Source organism: Flavobacterium sp. ST-158 (genome assembly GCF_058309975.1).
Genome location: NZ_JBZEEN010000001.1, coordinates 308,894 through 328,776, shown reverse-complemented (window position 1 = coordinate 328,776; position 19,883 = coordinate 308,894). Strand labels below are relative to the sequence as shown.

Below are 19,883 nucleotides of genomic sequence, written 5' to 3'. Positions count from 1 at the left end.
TTATTTGTTATGAATGTATTTTTCAATTAATGAATGTCCTAAATAAATTAAAGGAGTAAGCAAGATAGCGATAATTAACTTTACAAAATAGCCTGTAAAAGCTGAAGTAATATATTGTTCGGTATTTATTTTTCCGGTCATCCAAAAAGCAATTCCAAGGACAATAAAACTATCAAAAAGTTGTGATATAACGGTAGAACCTGTACTTCGAAGCCAAATCATTTTGTCTCCTGTTTTTCTTTTGAAAAAATGGAAAATACTAACATCAATGAGTTGCGAAACAAGAAAGGCAGTGATACTACCCACGATAATCCACATACTTTGGCCAAATACAGCGTGAAATTGAGTGTCTGTCACGAGGCCTTCTCCTTTTACAGCAGGAATTTTTAAGGCAATAAAAAGCAGCACAAAGCAGTAGGCAATTAAACAGGCGGTAATTAAGGAAAGCTTTTTAACCCCTTTTTGGCCAAAATATTCGTTGATTAAATCGGTGGTAACAAATACAATGGGCCAAGGTAAAATACCGACACTCATAAGATAAGGACCGACGTAAATTAGTTTTCCACCTATTAATTCGGCCACGACAGCGTTAGTAATAAATATTCCAGCCAGAATTACGTAAACAAGGTCTTTTTTGGATTGAAACATAGGCCGCTTTTTGATTCATCCAAATTTAGTTTTTTATTTTGAAAAAGAGCTTTTTTAGAAAACGTGGACAGTTTTTTTTAAATAAAAAAGTTCCACTTTAAAAAATTAAAATGGAACTTAAGAACATTCAGGTTAGGGTTTGTTTGTAGTGTAATGAAAGAAGGTCTTAAATTTCTTCTAGTTTTATGTTATTTGGCAATTGACCAAGATGTTGTATTTTAATACTAGCCAGTTTTTGAGCATTATCAATACATTCTAGTGGTTCTTTTCCTTTTAGTTTGCTGTATAAAAAACCTGTCCAAAATGCATCTCCAGCTCCTGTAGTGTCTTTTACGTTGGCAACAAAATTGGCTTTTTTATGAATGACACCAAGTTTTACATCAGATAAAACCACTCCTTCTTTTCCTTTTGTCAAGCAAATGGTGGATGCTCCTAATTGATGAAAATAATCAAAAATATAGTCGTCACTTTTGTTTTCTTCAAATAATCTAAAACAATCATCATCACTCAATTTGACCAAAGGATTTGTAGATAAATATGCTGCAATTATGGTTTTAGCTTCGGCTCTATTTGGCCAAATTTTTTCTGAAAAATTAAGATCGATACTAGTTTGTAATCCTAACTGTTGTGCCTTTTTTGCTTTTTCTAAAATGGTTTCACGCGCTGGATTTTTGCTTAAGGCAAAACAAGTAGTGTGAAATATTTTTGCAGTTTTAAGTAATTCGTCTGTAATCTGACTGTTTTTAATATGATAATCCGCTTGTCTGTACGGAATGAATTCAGGTGTTTCACTTGATTTGGAAACGAAAATTACTGATGAAGGTTGTTCTTCTGTTTGTTTAACATAAGAAGTTATAACTTTATTTTCGTTTAATTCTTCTATCATGAAGTCGCCTAAACCATCTTTGCCGCAAGTGGCAACTAAGGCTGTTTTGAGACCTAATTTAGCTCCGTTTATAGCTACATTTGTTGGTGAACCACCTAAAAAGCGATGGTAATTTTCTATTTTAGAAATGGGTAAATTGATTTCATTACCAATAAAGTCAATGAGTAATTCCCCAATGCATATGATGTCGATTGTCTTTTCCATTTTAAATCAATAATTTAAAATTTGCAGTAATTCCTTGATGTAATAAAACAGTTGCTGCAGCACTCCAAGTACAAAACGGAACTCCGTTTGGCATTTCTGTCTCAGTATTAAAGTTTTCGTAAAAACTAAAATCCTCTTTTTGATTGGCGTGATTTATTGCTTCTAAAAGTTTATTTGCTTCTTGATTTTGATTTTGATTTTGAGCAAGCAAAGCTAAGCCGTAAAACCCATTCACCATTGGCCAACTTCCTCCATTGTGAAACTCATTTGGATAATTTCTGAATTCGTATTTGAAATTGTTTTTCAATAAATTCCAGTCGGCATCAGTTTCCTTAATTGGAGGCCAAAAAGCTGGAATTAATTTCAGTGGTTTTTGATTTCTAATTGCTTCGGCATGTTGAATGGTTTTCTCTTGAAAGTCTTTTGAACCGATATTTAATAGTATTGCCAATGAATTTGCGAAAGCATCAAATTGCGTTTTATATCCAGCAGGAGAGAAGGAGCATGGCATGAAATCCCCAAACTGCATTTCATTATAGGTTCTTTCATGGTATTTTTCACCTCCTGAATTCGGAGTGAAATTAATTTCTATTTGCTCCGTTATTTTTTCAATTTTAGATGTGATTGCAGTGTTTTTTGCAAAATGATTGTAGCTTTTTAATGCCCAAATGCGCAACAGTTGGTCGTATAAAACATAACCATCCGTGATGTATTCATCAGCCCAGTTTCCTGATAATGGAACATACATTAGGTGTTTGTTGTTGAATTCCCAAGCTTCCATTAATGTCAAACATTTTTCGATATTGGCTTGGTATTTTTCAACAAAAGAAGGATCGTTTTTGTAAAAAGCATATTGGCAAATCCCAATAATAAACCAAGTTACAGCATCGACTCTTCCTGCTAATCCACCGTAACTTACTTCGGTTTCATTGCCGTTAGCCATTACATTTGAAGGAATGGTGCCGTTAGTATGTTGATTTTTGGCTAAAGTTTCTAATGTTTTTCTAAAAGTTTCAATCAAATCGTCTTGTCCTGACGCTAAGGCTGCGAGTCCACATATTACACCATCACGTGCCCAAACTCTTTTGTAATTGGAAATGTTTTGTGCGCTTGCTAAAAAACCTTCTGAGGAAGATGATTTTTCGAGTAATTCAATTGCTTTTGTATAATTGATATCAGTATTCATAATACTAGAATGTTGTTTTCTTAACTTTAATTAATAAGGTACTCATGGAGCCGAGTAGTAATAAGATTCCAGCAAATGTTATGGCTAAACGCGGATCATTATTCAAAAAATGTTTTAGGATGAATCCAAAGGATAAATTTTGAATAATCATTGGAATAACAATCATCATGTTGATGATACCCATGTAAACTCCGTAGCGCTCTTTGGGGATATTAGAAACTACCATGAGATAAGGAATTCCCATCATACTCGCCCAAGCAATTCCGTAACCAATGATTACTGCAAAGAATATATATTGATTTTGTATTACTGGGAAAAATAAAAAGGAAATAGCTCCAAAAAGCAGGCATATAAAATGTACCATTTTTGGGCTGTGCTTTTTGGCTAATTTAGCCAGATAAAATGCTACCGAAAAGGTAACTATAAAGCCAAAAGCACCAATAAGCCCCATCCATTCAACTGCTTTTTCGTATCCTACTTTGTTAGCTGGTGTAACATCCCAAACAGATAAGGCAATACTTTTTGAATTGTTTTGCCAAAAACACATTAAAGCATACCATTGAAATAAATAGACTAAAAAGAGTTGCCACATTACTTTTGGCATTTCTAATACGGCATGATAGATATCGACAAAAGGAGAAAAGAGATTTAAGGGTTCTGATTTCATTTTTTCGATCTCTACTGCTGTTGGTGGAATCTCTTTAGTTTTCTTCATACTCCACCAAATGGATGTTACCGAAAGTACTGCTCCTAAAAAGAAAGAGGCATAAATCCAGTTTGGCAATTGTCCTGTATAGCCAATAAAAATAATGGGAAACAGAAATAGAGAAATATAAGATAAGAATTGTCCAAATCCAGTAAAGAAACTTTGTGCCTGAAAACCGGTAGGTTGTTGTTCTTCATTAAGAGTATCGGCAATAAATGCACGGTAAGGTTCCATTGCTGTATTGTTTCCTACGTCTAAAATCCAGAGTAAACCTGCTGCCATCCATAACGAACTGCTAAAGGGAAAAAGGAATAAGGCAATGCTACAAATAATAGCTCCTATAAAAAAATAGGGTTTTCTGCGACCCCATTTTGGATGCCAGGTTTTATCACTCATGGCTCCAATAATAGGTTGGATTAATAATCCAGTTAAAGGTCCTGCTAAATTTAATATTGGAATTTGATCTGGACTGGCGTGTAGAAAATCATAAATAGGATTTACAGCACTTTGTTGCAAGCCAAAACTATATTGGATGCCAAAAAAGCCGACATTCATGTTGATTATTTGCCAAAAACTAAGTTTAGGTTTAGAAAATGCCATAATTGTGTTTTTTAAATTTTTAAATCAATTCCTGTACTATAAAAGTACAGGAATTGGTAACCAACTAACATTTATGAAACAATTGTATTAAAATTTATAAGATAGAGCCATAGAAATTGATCTTCCTGTCATTGATCTTGCTCTAACATAATTTACGGTATTCTCAGTGATATTTCCTTCTTCAGCTTCAGTGATTGCTAAGGTGTTGAATAGGTTGTTTCCAGAAACATTTAAAGATAATCCTTTTGCAATGCCTACTTCTACAAATCCATTTACAATTACAAAACCATTCATAACTAATTGATTTGAGTCTTGTGCATATGCTTTACTTTGACCAATGAAGCTTAAACCAAGTGTATTCTTTTTATCCATGAATTTATAAGTTGGTAAAAAACTATACATTAATTTAGGTTGTCTTCTTGGTTGATTTCCATCGTTTGCTCCTGAAGTAATTTCAGCTTTTGTATAAGTTAAAGAACCTCTTACATCTAAATTATCAGTAACATTATAAGCTGTTTCTAATTCTACACCCATAGATTTGTAATTGTTTTTGATAATGCTGTTTGAAGTTGCTTCAAAACCTCCTTGTTCATCCGTTTTAGAATGAAAAGCTGTAGCATAAAGGTATCCGTTATTGAATTTTTGTTTGAATCCAATTTCTGCCTGAGTTAAAAAGTCTAATGCATTAATTTTATTTCCGTCTAAATAATCTAGTCCACTGAATAAAATTCTATCCGCTTTAGCTGAAGCACCTCTACTTATTCTTGCAAATACAGATTGTCTGCTTGCTAAAAGTAAATTAGCTCCTAAAGTGTATGAATAATAATCGTAATCATAGTTTACAGCTGTAGGATTAGCATTATCAATTGCGAATACATTTTGCTCTGGTGCCGAAATTACGCCATCATTATTGATGTCATAAGTAGTTGAAACACCTCCTGCAAATGAACCAGTAACTTTTCCTTTGTCATAACGTAAACCTCCTTCAAGGGATAAATTTTCAGTTGCATCAACAGAGATATTGATATAAGGAGCAGAAACATTGTATTGTGTATCGTAATTTCTAGCTAAATTTCCCCAAGCTGGTGTTCCGTAAGCATATAAGCCGTTTTCTGACAAGGCACCGCCGCTTACATTACTAACATTAATTAGACGAGGATTGTCATCTGATACTTCTTGAAGGTAGGAATTCCACAACCATGACATTGAGATATTTTGCATCGATTTAAACAATCCTGCTGTAATTCCTATTTTATCGAATTTTTTTGTCAAACGTAAATCATTCATAAAATTCCCCATGTTGTTTAATTGAGTGTCGAACATGTGAATTCTTGCTACTAATCCGTTTGGAGTATTAAAAGGAGCTCCATTGTCTGCATAGCTTAAAGTTGATCCAGCTCCAAAAGAATTTGCAATTGCTGATGCTGTTCCTAATTCTGCAGGAAAAGGAGAGATAAATCCACCTGAATTAGATGAAAATCTAATGTTATCGGTAATTTTCCAATCATTTTCTAAATTAAATGAAGCATTTGCACCAATTGATTTTGAGACAGGATGCATTCCATTTGCTACAGCTTCTCTTCGAACATTTCCATCAGGACCTAATCCAAGGCTATGAGTCAAATAAATAGATTGTAAAGCACCGGTTGTAGCATCATAACCATCAACACTTTTCCAAGTAGGATTTGCATTTGTTCCTGAAACAGCTACTGGCATTGGCATATAAGCGGCTGCTCTGTCATTTAAGAATTTAGCATAAACAGTAACCGAACCGTTTTCGAATTCTTTAGTAATATTGAATTTAAATTGACCACCATTATTGCTATTGAATCCTGTTTTTCTTACTCCTTCACCAGTTCTGTAAAAACCACCAACGTGAAAATACAATCCGTCTCCAATTTTTGATCCGTAATCCAAGTCGGTTCTAAAATTTCCGTAGTCTAATCCAAAAGTTGTACTGATGTTACCACCTTCGGTTTTACCAGTTTTACTGATAAAGTTGATAATTCCACCAGGTGAATTAGAAGATAAAGTAGATGCAGATCCACCACGAATGGCTTCAATTTTAGCTATGTTTCCGTCAAATCTTGTAAAGATATCCGCTGTTGCAAATGCAATATCACCAAATAGTAATACAGGAAGCCCATCTTCTTGAAGTTGTAAATATTTAGATCCGCCTGAAGATATTGGTACACCACGCACAGAGATATTTGAGTTCCCTTCACCTCCTGAAGATTCTGAACGAATACCAGGAATGGTTCTGAAGATTTCAGCAGTTGATCTTGGTGCTGATTGGGTTACTTGTTCTGTTCCTAAAGTAGTAATGGAAACACTAGATTTAATTTTTGCTTTTGGATTTACAACACCTGTAACCACTACATCATCTAAAACATTTGCATCTTCAACTAATGAGATATTTTGTATGGTGTTTCCGTTAATTGTGACTTTTGATTCTACAGTTTTAAAACCAATATAGGTTGCAATAATATTTACTGTTCCATTTTTTAGATTAGCAAATGAATATTTTCCATTAACATCAGTTGCAATGGCTTTGTTGGTATTTTTTATGGCAATATTTACACCTGGAATTGCTGCTCCTGTTGCATCAGTAACAGTTCCTGATAAATTGGAATTTTGTGAAAAAGAAATATTAAATAGCAATAATGCTATAACTATTCCCGTTTTTTTAAATAATGAATTTGCTGTTTTCATGATTGGATAATTATTTAGTTAATAATTTATTTGGTTATTTTTTATCAAATGTATATTTAATCAGCAAAATAAAATTAATGTTTTTATACGAAAACGTTTTCGAAATTACCGAAAACGTTTTCGATTTTGTTAAGAATTTTTTTGCGATATTTGTTTTTATGAGAGAGACCACTTTAAAAGAGATAGCTAATACCTTAGGTATATCCATTACAACTGTTTCAAAAGCATTAAAAAATTACCCAGATGTTAGTGAAAAAACTAAGAAAGCGGTAGTTGCTCTTGCTGAAGAGCTGCATTATATCCCTAATAGTTTTGCAGTTAATTTAAGAACCAAAGAATCTAAAACTATCGGGCTTATTATTCCTGAAGTGGTGCATCACTTTTTTTCTGGGGTTGTAAATGGTATTATTGCTGAGGCAGAAAAAAACGGTTATTTGGTTATTATTCTTCAGTCTAATGAATCTTTAGAATTAGAGAAGAAGCAAGTAGAACTTTTGATTAATAAAAGAGTAGATGGGATTATTATGTCGTTGTCTAATGATTCAAACAATGATGCTCATATTATGGAAATTCTCCAAAAAGAAATTCCATTTGTGCAGTTTGATAAAATAGCTAAATTAATTCCGAGTTCTAAAGTTATTATTAATGATCAAAAAGCAGCTATGGAAGCGGTTCAGCATCTTATTGATATGGGGTGTAAAAAAATTGCGCATATTCGTGGTCTTGAAAATCCACAAAATGCTATTGATCGTTTTTTAGGTTACAAAAAAGCATTAGAAAAAAATGGAATCCCTTTTGATTCAAGTTTAGTTTATGCTTGTAAAAGCATCACTTTTGAGCAAGGAGTTGCATTTGCGAAACAAATTTTAGAAGAAGACAAAGGAATTGATGGGATTTTTGTTATAACTGATTTGGTAGCAGTTGGTGTTTTGGCTCATTTTAATGAAAAAGGAATTCAGGTGCCTAATCAAATTGCTGTAATTGGTTTTAGTAATTGGCTTGTTTCTCAGGTTATTACGCCAAAATTAAGTACTGTTGATCAACCTAGCTATGAAATGGGAGTGGCTGCTTTTAACTTATTATTAGAGGAAATGCTTTGTCGTAAAGAAGGAAGGGTATTTAAGCCGAAGATAATTGAATTGGAAACGGGTATCATTGTTCGAGAATCTACAATGAGGAATAATTGATATAAAAAAAGAGCGATTTTCAATTAGAAAATCGCTCTTTGGTATAGAATAAAACGGTTTATATTATCCTAAAGTAACTCTTTTGAAACCTGAAATTTCAACATTGAATCCTTTAACATAATCACCCACTTTTTTACTGTCATCTTTGATGAAGTTTTGGTCAAGTAAAGCTTTTTCCTGATCTAAAGTAGTGTTGTCAGAAATGAAACGTTGTACTTTTCCAGGAATAATTTTATCCCAAATTTGCTCTGGTTTTCCTTCTGCTTTTAATTCAGCTTTAGCATCTTCTTCTGCTTGTTTGATAACTTCTTCAGTTAATTGAGCGTAAGAGATATATTTAGGAACATTTTTCAAAGTTTTACCTAAACGTTTTGCTTCTTCGTTTTCTTTTTCGATTACAGCAATACGAGCATCAAGTTCAGCAGCGATGAAAGCAGGATCAAAATCTTTGTAAGATAATGTATCAGCTCCCATAGATGCAACTTGCATAGAGATGTCTTTTGTTAAAGTTTCAGCATTTGCAATTGGAGCAGAAATAGCTGTTAATGCAGCAATTTTGTTAACGTGAACATAAGATCCAACGTAAGCACCTTCTAAAATTTCAAAACCACCGATTTCGATTTTTTCACCGATAACTCCAGTTTGCTCAATTAATTTTTCAGCAACTGTAATTCCGTTGAAATCAGAAGCTAAGAAATCCTCTTTAGAAGAGAAGTTGATTGCTTTTTCAACTAATTCTTTTGCTAAAGATACGAATGTTTCGTTTTTACCTACGAAATCAGTTTCACAGTTTAATGTAATGATAGCTCCTTTAGTTTTGTCAGCATTGATAAAAGAAACAGCAGCTCCTTCAGAAGACTCACGGTCAGAACGGTTAGCAGCAACTTTTTGTCCTTTTTTTCTAAGGTTTTCAATAGCTTTATCGAAATCTCCTTCAGCTTCAACTAAAGCTTTTTTACAGTCCATCATTCCGGCTCCTGTAGCTTGTCTTAATTTATTTACGTCTGCAGCAGTAATTGTTGCCATAATATATCTTGTGTTTTAATGTTAAAAGTAAAAATTCCAATCTTCAAATCCCAAATCCCAACGTTATCAGATCGTTAAAAATCTGATTTTGGAATTTGGAATTTAAAACTTGGAATTTAAAAAATTATTTATTCTTCAGTTGCTGGAGTAGCAGTTTCAGTTGCTACTGGAGCTTCCTCAGTAGTTGCTTCAGCAGTTTCTTTCTCAGAACCTCTTTCAGAAAGTCCTTCGATAACTGCAGTAGTTACTAAAGATAAAATTTTATCGATTGATTTAGAAGCATCATCATTAGCTGGAATAACGTAATCTACTTCACGTGGATCAGAGTTAGTATCAACCATTGCGAAAACTGGAATGTTTAATTTTTGTGCTTCTTTTATTGCGATGTGCTCAGCTTTGATATCTACTACGAACAATGCAGCTGGAAGTCTAGACATATCAGCGATTGAACCTAAGTTTTTTTCTAATTTAGCACGAAGACGATCTACTTGTAAACGCTCTTTTTTAGATAAGGTGTTAAAAGTACCATCTTTCTTCATTTTATCAATAGAAGACATTTTTTTAACTGCTTTACGGATAGTAACAAAGTTTGTTAACATTCCACCTGGCCATCTTTCAGTGATGTAAGGCATGTTTGCAGCAGCAGCTTTTTCAGCTACGATGTCTTTTGCTTGTTTTTTGGTAGCAACAAATAATATTTTTCTACCTGATGCAGCAATTTTTTTCAAAGCTTCGTTAGCTTCTTCAATTTTAGCTGCAGTTTTATATAGGTTGATAATGTGAATACCATTACGCTCCATATAAATGTAAGGAGCCATGTTTGGGTCCCATTTTCTAGTCATGTGTCCAAAGTGAACACCTGCTTCTAGTAATTCTTTTACTTCTATTTTGCTTGACATTTTTTGTACTAGTTTACGTTCTGTTGAGTAAGCAATGCATGAATGGCGATTTCTCGGCTAAATGCATTTAGATGCTAAACTAATTTCTCACCTTGGTGAGACAACAACAACATTGTTTAAATTCAATAATAAATTCAATAAAGTCTTGCTCCTGTGAACAAGACAGGCAATATTAACGTTTAGAGAATTGGAATCTCTTACGAGCTTTCTTCTGACCGAATTTCTTACGTTCAACCATTCTTGGGTCTCTTGTTAATAAACCTTCTGGTTTTAATACAGATCTGTTCTCAGCGTTAACTTCACACATAGCGCGAGCGATTGCCATTCTTACAGCTTCTGCCTGACCAGTTACACCACCTCCGTAAACATTTACATTTACGTCAAAGTTTTCAGCATTTTCTGTCATAGACATTGGTTGCATTACTTTGTATTGTAAAGTAGCTGTTGGGAAATAAGTTGCTAATTCTTTTTTGTTTACAGTGATTTTTCCTGTTCCTTCTGAAACATAAACACGTGCAACAGCGGTTTTTCTTCTACCGATTTTGTGAATAACTCCCATTACTTAAGATCGTTTAGGTTAACAGTTCTTGGTTTTTGAGCTCCTTGTTTGTGCTCAGCTCCAACAACAACATTTAAATTTCTGAAAAGTTCAGCTCCTAATTTGTTTTTAGGTAACATTCCTTTTACTGCTTTTTCAACTAAAGCTGCAGGATTTTTTGCTTGCAATACTTTAGCAGTTAAAGTTCTTTGTCCTCCTGGATAACCTGTGTGACGCATGTAAATTTTCTCGTCCATTTTGTTACCTGTAAGGTTGATTTTTTCTGCGTTGATAACAATTACGTTATCTCCACAGTCCACGTGTGGGGTATAGCTTGGCTTGTACTTTCCTCTTAAAATCATAGCGACTTTAGAAGCAAGACGTCCTAAGTTATGACCCTCTGCATCTACAACGATCCACTCTTTAGTAGAGTTTGCCTTTGTAGTTGAAATTGTCTTGTAGCTTAATGCGTTCACAATAAAAATTTTTTAATTAAACATTCCATCCCCAATAAAGGGGTTGCAAAAGTACAATTAATTATTTTAAATACAAATACCTTAATTGAATAATTTTTTTAGGTTTTTGTGCTGATAATCAATTGGATATTTAATACGCTTTAGAGTGCTACTTTTTTATAATTCTAGTTGGTGCTTTGGTTCTAAAATTATCTTACATTTGATATGAAAAATAATTTGATTATCTTGCCATCTTGCGATGGAAAGAATAGAGTAGGTGCAATTTGATTTTAAAGTCTATGTATCGTTATTTTTTTCAAAGTATTTTTAGAGTCACTATTCTAAATGGCTATAAACAAAGACAATATAATTCATTATGAAAGTTAAAGCAACACTGAAGCAAATTGCCAAAGAACTTAATGTTTCTGTTTCTACAGTTTCTAAAGCACTCAATGATAGTCCGGAGATTAGTAGTCAAACTAAAATTAAGATTAAGGAGTATGCTAAACTCAAAAACTACAAACCTAATATCATTGGTTTGAATTTAAAAAATAGAAAAACAAAAACGATAGGGGTAATTATCCCTAATATTTTGAATTCTTTTTTTGCCAAAGTTTTTAGTGGAATCGAAAAGGTAGCCGATGCAAAAGGATATAACGTAATTACTTGTATTTCGAATGAATCCTTAGTGAAAGAAATTAACACCTTAGAAATGTTGAGCAATGGAACTACCGATGGTTTTATATTGTCGGTTTCACAAGAAGCTCAAAAACTTCAAGATTACTCTCATTTTATCGATATTATTAATGAAGGAACGCCAATTGTAATGTTTGATCGCATTGCGGATGAAGTAGAATGTGATAAGGTAGTGGTGGATGATTATGATTCTGCCTTAAATGTTACCCAACGTTTAATTGATACCGGTTGTAAAAATATTGCATTGATTTCTTCGGTAGATGATTTAAGTGTAGGGAAATTAAGAACCGAAGGATATTTGAAAGCCTTGGCAGATAATGGAATTGCAGTAAACGAGAATATTATTCTTCGCACTAATTCTGAAGATGATATGAAGAAAAAAATTGAAGCTGTTTTTGAAAACAATGCTATAGATGGTGTTTTTGCTTTAGACGAACGCGATTCGGTTGCAGCTTTGAAAGTAGCGATTAAAAAAGGCTATAAAATTCCGGAAGAGTTATCCATTATTGGTTTTGCCGATGGAATTTTGGCTTCCCGACGATTAACGCCAAGTTTAAGCACGGTAAGTCAACACGGAGTAGAAATTGGAGAAGTGGCTGCCAAATTACTCATTGAACGTTTGGAAGGTGATGAAGAAAATGAAGCACCTTATCAAACTGTTGTAATAAAAACGAATTTAAAAGAAAGAGAATCTTCTAGAACTATAAAAAAATCCATTCTTAAAAAGAAATAAGAATGGATTTTTTGTTTTCACTGCCAACTGCTCTGACAACTAAAATTAATGCGCTTCCAGCCAATTTTTCCCCATTCCTAAATCAACTACTAAAGGAACTTCCAGTTTAAAAGCATTTTCCATTTCGTGTTTAATCATTGGTTGGATTCGTTCTAGTTCCTCATTGTGAACATCAAACACGAGTTCGTCATGAACCTGCAATAGCATTTTTGATTTCCAGTTTTCGGCGATTAATTTATTATGAATATTAATCATCGCAATTTTGATAATATCAGCTGCTGATCCCTGAATAGGGGCGTTCACTGCATTTCGCTCAGCACCACCACGAACAATAGCGTTTTGCGAATTAATATCCTTTAAGTAACGACGACGGCCTAAAACCGTTTGTACATAGCCATGATCTCTGGCAAAATCAATTTGCTCATTGATAAAAGACTTTAGTCTTGGGTAGGTTTTGTAATAAGCTTCAATCAATTCGGCACTTTCAGAACGGGAAAGGTTGGTTTGATTTGAAAGTCCAAAAGCTGAAACACCATAGATAATTCCAAAGTTTACCGTTTTAGCATGACTACGTTGTTCACGAGTTACTTCTTCAAGCGGCACATTAAAAACCTTAGAAGCTGTTGACTTGTGAATATCTTCGTTGTTTTGAAAAGCCTTAATCATATTTTCTTCACCACTCAAAGCCGCAATCACACGCAATTCTATTTGAGAATAATCGGCAGAAACTAAGGTGTAATTTTCATCACGAGCAATAAAGGCTTTACGAATCAATCGGCCTCTTTCGGTACGAATCGGGATGTTTTGCAAGTTGGGATTATTCGAACTCAAACGTCCTGTTGCGGCAACAGTTTGCATGTAATCCGTATGAACGCGTCCTGTTTTAGAATCGACTTGGTTGGGTAAAGCATCAATATAAGTACTTTGCAATTTTACCATTTGGCGCCATTCCAAGATGTCACGTACAATTTCGTTGTCATTGGCTAAATAGGATAAAACTTCTTCGCCAGTAGCATATTGTCCTGTTTTAGTTTTCTTTTGTTTGGCGCCGCCAATTTTCAATTTGTCAAATAAAATATCACCCAGTTGTTTTGGCGAAGCCAAATTGAATTTCTCTCCGGCGGTTTCATATATTTTTTGTTCCAAAGCATTGCTTTCAGCAGCCATTTCGATTGACATGCTTTTTAAAAATGGAACGTCCAATTTGATTCCTTCGGTTTCCATTGCAGCCAAAACAGGAACAAGCGGAATTTCGATTTCGTCAAATAATTTTTGAGTTGCTGTTTTTTCTAATTCGACAGCAAATAATTCTTTCAGTTGAAAAGTAACATCAGCATCTTCGGCAGCGTATTCTTTAATGTCTTCCAAAGCGACTTCGCGCATCGATTTTTGATTCTTTCCTTTTTTACCAATTAAATCTTCAATGGATTTTGGCGAATATTTTAAATAGGTTTCCGATAAAATATCCATATTATGACGCATATCTGGATTAATCAAGTAATGCGCAATCATGGTGTCAAACAATTTTCCAGTTACGCGAATGCCATAATTTGAAAGGATTTTTAAATCGTATTTGATGTTTTGTCCAATTTTTTCAATTTCAGGGTTTTCAAAAAACGGAATGAATTTTTCTGCCAAAGTTTTGGCTTCTTCTTGGTTTTCTGGAAACGGAACATAAAATCCTTTTCCTTTTTCATAAGAAAATGACATTCCAACTAATTCTGCATGCAATGCATCTAATCCAGTAGTTTCGGTATCAAAGCAAACGGAAGTTTGTTTTTGTAAATTTTGCAACAGCAGGCGAACTCCTAAATCGCCTTGGATGATTTGGTATGAATGTGCTGTGTTTTCCAGTGTATTGTAAAACTGATGATATCCGTTTGAAGTTTGTTCATCTGCAATGGCGCTCCCAAAAAGATCAAACTGTTCTTCGTTTTTTGGCTGTGGTTTTTTGTATAATTTGGCTTCGTCAACGTTATTTGTTGGACCAGCTGCTTCACCTTTTTTGAAAATAGCATCAAATTGTTCTGCCATTCTTCTAAACTCTAATTCGTTGAATAAAGCATCTGTTTTCTCCACATCAGGAGTCGAAAGCTCATAATCTTTTTCGTCAAAAGTCACAGGACAGTCTAATAAAATTGTTGCTAACCTTTTGGATAATAAACCTAATTCGGCATTAGCTTCAATTTTGGTTTTTATAGCACCTTTTAATTGGTGTGTATTTGCCAATAAATTTTCCATTGAGCCGTACTCAGCCAGGAATTTTTTAGCAGTTTTTTCTCCTACACCTGGTAGTCCAGGAATATTATCGGCAGAATCACCCATCATTCCCAAATAGTCGATTACCTGTTCTGGTCTTTCGATTTCAAATTTTTCCAAAACCTCAGGAATCCCCCAAATCTCGATTCCGTTACCCATTCGGGCAGGTTTGTACATAAAAATATTTTCCGAAACCAATTGGGCAAAATCCTTATCCGGAGTCACCATATACACCTGGTAGTTTTGTTTTTCGGCTTGTTTAGCAATCGTTCCTATCAAGTCATCGGCTTCGTAACCTGCTACTTCAATAATAGGAATGTGCATGGCATTCAATAAAGCTTGAATATAAGGAACTGCAATTTTGATGGCTTCGGGAGTTGCATCACGATTGGCTTTGTATTCCGGAAACAATTCGTTTCTCAAATCGCTACCGCCTTTGTCAAAAGCTACCGCCAAATGATCTGGTTTTTCACGCTTAATCACATCCATTAGCGAATTCATAAATCCCATAATGGCCGAGGTATCCATACCTTTAGAATTGATTCTTGGATTTTTAATAAAGGCATAATACCCTCTAAAAATTAAAGCATAGGCATCGAGTAGAAAAAGACGTTTTTGAGCTGACATATTGAAATTATTTGGATGTAAAAATAAGCAAAGCTTTTTAAAATTGTCTTTTTTTAAAGGATGATTTGAGACAGAAAGGTTTTGTGAGCGTAATGAGTATTACGGAAAAATGTAATTTTTTGATAAAATAAGGGAAAGCTACCTTTTAATAAGTTTCAAAAATATGTCAATAACAAAAACTAGCTGAATCAAAACCATACTAAATACTGTAGTAATACAGGTGTAGGTTAAAAATTGATTTATTCTAATGGATTTTAGAATTTCTTCAAAATTTTTAGTCGGATTATTATTGATTCTTTTTAGTAACAACCATATCAAAATTAGACCTCCAATGGTTAATAATGAGTGCGTATAGATGATCCAGTTGTTTAAGTGTATTTCTTTTTTGTGTAAGATGAAATAAAGTAAACCAAGGATAAAATAAAATACAGACAGTATTATTCCCAAATGTAAATTCAAAATAACGAAGTAGGTATCCCCAATGTTTATATCAAAGGTTTTTTTGGGATTGTAGTATGAAAAAGCAAGAATTAAAGGAATAATGGAAAAGAAAAATAAATAGGTTTTAGTAAGTAGTAAATTCATCCTGATTTAAAGTTAGTGGTTGTTTAACTCCTCAATTCTATCATTTATCGCTTTAATCTTAGCTTTTTGTGCCGCTGTTCGTATTTCTGTTTTTTCAAAAATATGTCCGTCAGGCCAAATTAGTTTTGCTTTTATGGCTTCGTTTTTTAAAATGCTATGGAATCTTTCATCGGTTTTTTCAAAAGCCCAAATTCGCCATTTAGTAATAAATAACGACCAAACCAGCCAACCTAAAATAAATGATATTGCAAAGCCAACTAGCATTATTGGTCTCGAAATCAAATCTAGCTTATTCAAATAATAGAAAAGCCCCATTAATCCAAACATCACTATCATTACAGGGAAATTGATGAAAATTTGGCCTTTGTTCACTACTTTATTAAGTTCGATTTCTTCTTCTTTTGTCATGATTTTTAGTTTAAATGTTTGGTTGTTTTTTAGTGAAGTTATTCTGGATTTTGTCATTTCGACAAAGGAGGAATCTCATCCAGTAGCTCCACAAAGATTAGTTGAACATACCACACGAAAGGATTCGTGCGGCAGCGTTTGGGGGAGCGGGTATTTACCAAATCATCCCAAATACAAAATCATTTTTACATTAAACCCAATGCCTAAATCCGTTGTAGTGGTTGTTATATTCTTCTTCCTTCGCGCATATATTCAGATATATAGTTTATAACTTTCGTAGAGAGGTCAACAAAGTCTTTAGTGTAGATTTTAAATTGTAAGCCAAATTGATAAATTTCATCTTCATTTAAATCATTAATTTGCTTACTTAGCATTAATGCATCTTTAGTTTTGTGTGCAATTGTATTATTTCTGATTTCTCGAAGTAGACGTTCATTTTCTTTTTTAAAAGCAGAAAAATTCTTGTGTATTGCTTTAAAATCATCCATTAATTCAAGCATATTATTGCGTTTTAATTCTGCTAAACAATTGCTTCCAATTAACACTGCAATGTTATCTAAGTAATCTAAAATTACAATAACCATAACTCTTGCGTATAGTTTTCTTTCTTGTTTTCTTTTAGCAAATTGAAATTTTTCCAATAATAGAGTTAAGTCAATTGAAACTACATCTGAAAATATACATAAATTTAAAAAACTGTCATGTTTGGAATAATTATGTTTTTTAAAATCTTCAAAGATTTGAGTTAAATCATCGATACTATTTTGAGAATCTAAAATATTTTTATCAATCGCAAGTCTAAGTTCTTCATGTGACTTTTTAATTTCTAGTTTAGTTTTCCGGTCTTTAAACCATTGTGAAATTTTCATGAATTTTATAGATTTTATAGTTTCTGCAGGTTAATGGTTATTAACTTGTATGTAAGCAAAATATACTTTCGTGTGTAAACCCAAAATTGGGTAGATTGGCAAAGTTTTGTTTCGTAAAACTATTTTCCAAAGATATTAAAATATTCTTACAAAAGTGATTGTGAAATCAAATCCTGATTTATAGCCCTGATCGCAGCGGCATCCTCTTGTTTTGCGATAGCGAAACAAGAGATATAGCGGAGAGCAGGAGGGAACGTTATGGTGTGTTTTGTAGTTTTGCTCCTAAAAATCAGTGTAGTTCCGTTAAAGTTTAATTAAGATATTCTTAATTAAGCGCTAGAAGTCGTTATTTTGTGTAAAAATGTATTAAAATGGGTTTTAGGTTGCTCTTTTTTGTGGTGTTTCTTTTTGTGATTGAACTCTACGCTTTTCAGGCTTTTAAGACAATTGTTAAGGATAAATGGTTTTTGATAGCTTATGCTGCGGTGAGTTTGGCTATTTTAATTTATATTGTTTATGGGTTTTTTAGCTTTGACCGTTCGGTAGGACAAACCAAACAAACGATGTTTGTGATGGGTTTGATGCTGGTGGTTTATGTTCCTAAAATTGTTTTGGCCATTGTTTTATTAGGGGAAGATATTTTTAGAGTAATAATGGGGTCTGTGAATTATTTTGTAGAAAATAATAACGAAGGCTTCTTAGGTTCAAGACGAAAGTTTGTGAGTCAGTTGGGTTTAGGTTTGGCAGCTATTCCGTTTTTATCTTTGATTTATGGGGTTACTATTGGGAAATACAATTATAAGGTCATTAAGCAACGTATCTTTTTTCCAGATTTACCCGATGCTTTTGATGGTTTTACTATAACGCAAATTTCGGATGTGCATTCGGGTAGTTTTGATAATGCCGAGAAAATAAATTATGCTATTGATTTGGTGAACGAACAAAATTCGGACATGATTTTGTTTACGGGAGATATCGTTAATACACATGCCAAGGAAATGCATCCGTGGATTGAAACTTTTAACCGAATTAAAACACACGAATATGGTAAATATTCCGTTTTAGGTAATCATGATTATGGCGAGTATGTTACATGGCCTTCTCAAGCAGAAAAAGATCAGAATTTTAAAGAAATTAAGGCTTTGTACGGACAAATTGGTTTTGATTTGTTGTTAAATGAACATACTTATATTCAAAAAGGGAACGATAGGATAGCCTTAGTGGGTGTAGAAAACTGGGGGCATAATTTTAAGAAAGCGGGCGATTTGAATAAAGCGTCGGCTGCTATTGACGAAAATGAATTTAAAATTTTGATGAGTCACGATCCAAGTCACTGGGATTATGAGATTAAAAAACACGATAAAAATTTTCATTTAACGCTTTCGGGACATACACATGGGATGCAGTTTGGGATTGAAATTCCGGGCTATTTTAAATGGAGTTTGGCGCAATATGTTTACGCGCAATGGGCAGGTTTATATGAGCATTTAGGGCGTTATGTGTATGTAAATCGTGGTTTTGGCTTTCATGCTTATCCTGGTAGAGTAGGAATTATGCCTGAAATTACGGTTATCGAACTAAAAAAAGGAGATAAAGTAGCATAATTCGTTAAAAATGCTACATTTGTACGTAAGAAATAGTATTTTTTCTTAGATTTAAAAAAAATTAATTCGTTGGTTTTATGTCAAAATTTGGAGAACTTATAAGTGCACATGTGCCTGTGTTAATTGATTTTTACACAGATTGGAACGAATCTTCAGTTTCAATGCACGAGGTAATTAGAGATGTTGCTGCTGCTCTAGGTGATAAAGCAAAAGTGATAAAGATTGATGTGGATAAAAATCAAGAACTTGCCGAAGCTTTAAGAATTAAAGGATTGCCTACTTTGATGGTGTATAAAGATGGTCAAATGGTTTGGAGACAGTCAGGAGAATTAGATGCTAATTCATTAATAAGCATTGTTCAAGAGCAACTTTAATTTATTCTTGTATTATTTCAAAACGGAAATTTTTTTTAGTTAAGTATTGAAGTGCTTTAGGTAATACATATTTTAGATTTTCGAAAGCTTTTATGCTATCGTGAAATACGATAATACTTCCTGATTGGGTATGATTTATTACATTATCCAAACATTTTTCCTTGCTGATACTTAGGTCAAAATCGGCACTAAGAACATCCCACATAATTATTTTATAGCCTTTTTGTTTGAGTTTTTTAGCTTGGGCTGGTTTTATTTTGCCGTAAGGCGGTCGGAAAAGTTGGTTGTCGGTTGTTTGTGGTTTGTTGTTGGAAAACTGATTGCTAATTACTGAACACTGAACACTATTTTCTATGTATTCGTTAGTATTTGTTTTCCATCCATTCAAATGGTTGAATGTGTGATTTCCTATTGCGTGTCCTTTTTCGATTACTTTTTCGAAAATTTCAGGATGTTGTTCGATGTTTTTTCCTATGCAAAAAAAAGTAGCTTTGGCATTATAATGTTCTAATTGATCTAAGACCCATTCGGTTATTTCTGGTGTAGGTCCGTCATCAAAAGTAAGGTAGACTTTGTTTTCTGAATTTGGAATATCCCAAATGAAATTAGAAAATAGTTTTTTGATTATGCGGTTTGTTTTGACCCAATAGGCTTTCATTTGGTTTTTATTTGGAATTAAAG

General features: G+C 33.5%; 17 protein-coding genes. 4 read left to right on the top strand and 13 right to left on the bottom strand.

The annotated features are described in order from the left end of the window. The 5 genes from AC4FRF_RS01370 to AC4FRF_RS01350 form a co-directional block, all read right to left on the bottom strand. Entirely contained in the window at positions 1-648 is a 648-nt protein-coding gene (locus AC4FRF_RS01370) for a queuosine precursor transporter (protein WP_491157648.1), read from the bottom strand. 166 nt (positions 649-814) lie between these two features. Next, positions 815-1,738 (bottom strand): carbohydrate kinase family protein, encoded by a 924-nt coding sequence (locus AC4FRF_RS01365; RefSeq protein WP_491157647.1) that lies wholly within the window; start codon positions 1,736-1,738, stop codon positions 815-817. A gap of 1 nt (position 1,739) precedes the next feature. Further along, positions 1,740-2,924 carry a glycoside hydrolase 100 family protein gene (locus AC4FRF_RS01360; protein WP_491157646.1) on the bottom strand — a complete coding sequence of 395 codons (1,185 nt, stop codon included), beginning with the start codon at positions 2,922-2,924 and terminating at the stop codon, positions 1,740-1,742. A gap of 4 nt (positions 2,925-2,928) precedes the next feature. Continuing rightward, a complete protein-coding gene (locus tag AC4FRF_RS01355) occupies positions 2,929-4,230 on the bottom strand; it encodes an MFS transporter (protein WP_491157645.1) in 1,302 nt (433 codons plus the stop codon). Positions 4,231-4,317: 87 nt separating this feature from the next. After that, positions 4,318-6,942 carry a TonB-dependent receptor domain-containing protein gene (locus AC4FRF_RS01350; RefSeq protein WP_491157644.1) on the bottom strand — a complete coding sequence of 875 codons (2,625 nt, stop codon included), beginning with the start codon at positions 6,940-6,942 and terminating at the stop codon, positions 4,318-4,320. A gap of 158 nt (positions 6,943-7,100) precedes the next feature. Between AC4FRF_RS01350 and AC4FRF_RS01345 the strand changes: the two genes are divergently transcribed. After that, positions 7,101-8,129 carry a LacI family DNA-binding transcriptional regulator gene (locus AC4FRF_RS01345; protein ID WP_491157643.1) on the top strand — a complete coding sequence of 343 codons (1,029 nt, stop codon included), beginning with the start codon at positions 7,101-7,103 and terminating at the stop codon, positions 8,127-8,129. A gap of 63 nt (positions 8,130-8,192) precedes the next feature. On the opposite strand, the gene tsf is transcribed toward AC4FRF_RS01345, so the two are convergent. The 4 genes from tsf to rplM form a co-directional block, all read right to left on the bottom strand. Continuing rightward, complete coding sequence (gene tsf / locus AC4FRF_RS01340) at positions 8,193-9,155, bottom strand: translation elongation factor Ts (protein ID WP_491157642.1); 963 nt, start codon at positions 9,153-9,155, stop codon at positions 8,193-8,195. A gap of 128 nt (positions 9,156-9,283) precedes the next feature. Further along, complete coding sequence (gene rpsB, locus AC4FRF_RS01335) at positions 9,284-10,054, bottom strand: 30S ribosomal protein S2 (RefSeq protein WP_491157641.1); 771 nt, start codon at positions 10,052-10,054, stop codon at positions 9,284-9,286. 172 nt (positions 10,055-10,226) lie between these two features. Next, positions 10,227-10,613: a 30S ribosomal protein S9 gene (gene rpsI / locus AC4FRF_RS01330; protein WP_491157640.1), complete on the bottom strand. Its 387-nt coding sequence runs from the start codon at positions 10,611-10,613 to the stop codon at positions 10,227-10,229. Beyond that, a complete protein-coding gene (gene rplM / locus AC4FRF_RS01325; protein ID WP_128193672.1) occupies positions 10,613-11,068 on the bottom strand; it encodes a 50S ribosomal protein L13 in 456 nt (151 codons plus the stop codon). The genes rpsI and rplM overlap by 1 nt, the downstream gene beginning before the upstream one ends. Positions 11,069-11,423: 355 nt before the next feature. Between rplM and AC4FRF_RS01320 the strand changes: the two genes are divergently transcribed. After that, positions 11,424-12,476, top strand: a complete 1,053-nt coding sequence (locus AC4FRF_RS01320; RefSeq protein ID WP_491157639.1) for a LacI family DNA-binding transcriptional regulator — start codon at positions 11,424-11,426, stop codon at positions 12,474-12,476. 45 nt (positions 12,477-12,521) lie between these two features. Here the strand turns inward: AC4FRF_RS01320 and polA are convergent, their stop codons facing one another. The 3 genes from polA to AC4FRF_RS01305 all read right to left on the bottom strand — a co-directional run bounded on the left by polA (position 12,522) and on the right by AC4FRF_RS01305 (position 17,224). Then, entirely contained in the window at positions 12,522-15,362 is a 2,841-nt protein-coding gene (gene polA / locus AC4FRF_RS01315) for a DNA polymerase I (protein WP_491157638.1), read from the bottom strand. A 597-nt stretch (positions 15,363-15,959) separates the two neighbouring features. Next, the gene (locus AC4FRF_RS01310; protein ID WP_491157637.1) at positions 15,960-16,355 is read right to left on the bottom strand and encodes a hypothetical protein; all 396 of its coding nucleotides are present in this window, start codon (positions 16,353-16,355) and stop codon (positions 15,960-15,962) included. Between the two features lie 224 nt (positions 16,356-16,579). Then, positions 16,580-17,224, bottom strand: coding sequence for a hypothetical protein (locus AC4FRF_RS01305; protein ID WP_491157636.1), 645 nt, complete (start codon positions 17,222-17,224; stop codon positions 16,580-16,582). 371 nt (positions 17,225-17,595) lie between these two features. On the opposite strand from AC4FRF_RS01305, the gene AC4FRF_RS01300 reads away from it, so the two are divergent. Together AC4FRF_RS01300 and AC4FRF_RS01295 are read left to right on the top strand one after the other, a co-directional pair. After that, positions 17,596-18,828 carry a metallophosphoesterase gene (locus tag AC4FRF_RS01300; RefSeq protein ID WP_491157635.1) on the top strand — a complete coding sequence of 411 codons (1,233 nt, stop codon included), beginning with the start codon at positions 17,596-17,598 and terminating at the stop codon, positions 18,826-18,828. Positions 18,829-18,905: 77 nt separating this feature from the next. Then, complete coding sequence (locus AC4FRF_RS01295; RefSeq protein WP_491157634.1) at positions 18,906-19,202, top strand: thioredoxin family protein; 297 nt, start codon at positions 18,906-18,908, stop codon at positions 19,200-19,202. A 1-nt stretch (position 19,203) separates the two neighbouring features. Here AC4FRF_RS01295 and AC4FRF_RS01290 read toward each other — a convergent pair whose 3' ends face one another. Next, positions 19,204-19,860, bottom strand: a complete 657-nt coding sequence (locus AC4FRF_RS01290; RefSeq protein ID WP_491157633.1) for a polysaccharide deacetylase family protein — start codon at positions 19,858-19,860, stop codon at positions 19,204-19,206. Positions 19,861-19,883 lie beyond the last annotated feature (23 nt).

Coding starts and splice junctions, on each gene's coding strand:
- AC4FRF_RS01370 (WP_491157648.1), bottom strand. CDS start 648: ATGTTTCAATCCAAAAAAGACCTTGTTTACGTAATTCTGGCTGGAATA.
- AC4FRF_RS01365 (WP_491157647.1), bottom strand. CDS start 1,738: ATGGAAAAGACAATCGACATCATATGCATTGGGGAATTACTCATTGAC.
- AC4FRF_RS01360 (WP_491157646.1), bottom strand. CDS start 2,924: ATGAATACTGATATCAATTATACAAAAGCAATTGAATTACTCGAAAAA.
- AC4FRF_RS01355 (WP_491157645.1), bottom strand. CDS start 4,230: ATGGCATTTTCTAAACCTAAACTTAGTTTTTGGCAAATAATCAACATG.
- AC4FRF_RS01350 (WP_491157644.1), bottom strand. CDS start 6,942: ATGAAAACAGCAAATTCATTATTTAAAAAAACGGGAATAGTTATAGCA.
- AC4FRF_RS01345 (WP_491157643.1), top strand. CDS start 7,101: ATGAGAGAGACCACTTTAAAAGAGATAGCTAATACCTTAGGTATATCC.
- tsf (WP_491157642.1), bottom strand. CDS start 9,155: ATGGCAACAATTACTGCTGCAGACGTAAATAAATTAAGACAAGCTACA.
- rpsB (WP_491157641.1), bottom strand. CDS start 10,054: ATGTCAAGCAAAATAGAAGTAAAAGAATTACTAGAAGCAGGTGTTCAC.
- rpsI (WP_491157640.1), bottom strand. CDS start 10,613: ATGGGAGTTATTCACAAAATCGGTAGAAGAAAAACCGCTGTTGCACGT.
- AC4FRF_RS01320 (WP_491157639.1), top strand. CDS start 11,424: ATGAAAGTTAAAGCAACACTGAAGCAAATTGCCAAAGAACTTAATGTT.
- polA (WP_491157638.1), bottom strand. CDS start 15,362: ATGTCAGCTCAAAAACGTCTTTTTCTACTCGATGCCTATGCTTTAATT.
- AC4FRF_RS01310 (WP_491157637.1), bottom strand. CDS start 16,355: ATGACAAAAGAAGAAGAAATCGAACTTAATAAAGTAGTGAACAAAGGC.
- AC4FRF_RS01305 (WP_491157636.1), bottom strand. CDS start 17,224: ATGAAAATTTCACAATGGTTTAAAGACCGGAAAACTAAACTAGAAATT.
- AC4FRF_RS01300 (WP_491157635.1), top strand. CDS start 17,596: ATGGGTTTTAGGTTGCTCTTTTTTGTGGTGTTTCTTTTTGTGATTGAA.
- AC4FRF_RS01295 (WP_491157634.1), top strand. CDS start 18,906: ATGTCAAAATTTGGAGAACTTATAAGTGCACATGTGCCTGTGTTAATT.
- AC4FRF_RS01290 (WP_491157633.1), bottom strand. CDS start 19,860: ATGAAAGCCTATTGGGTCAAAACAAACCGCATAATCAAAAAACTATTT.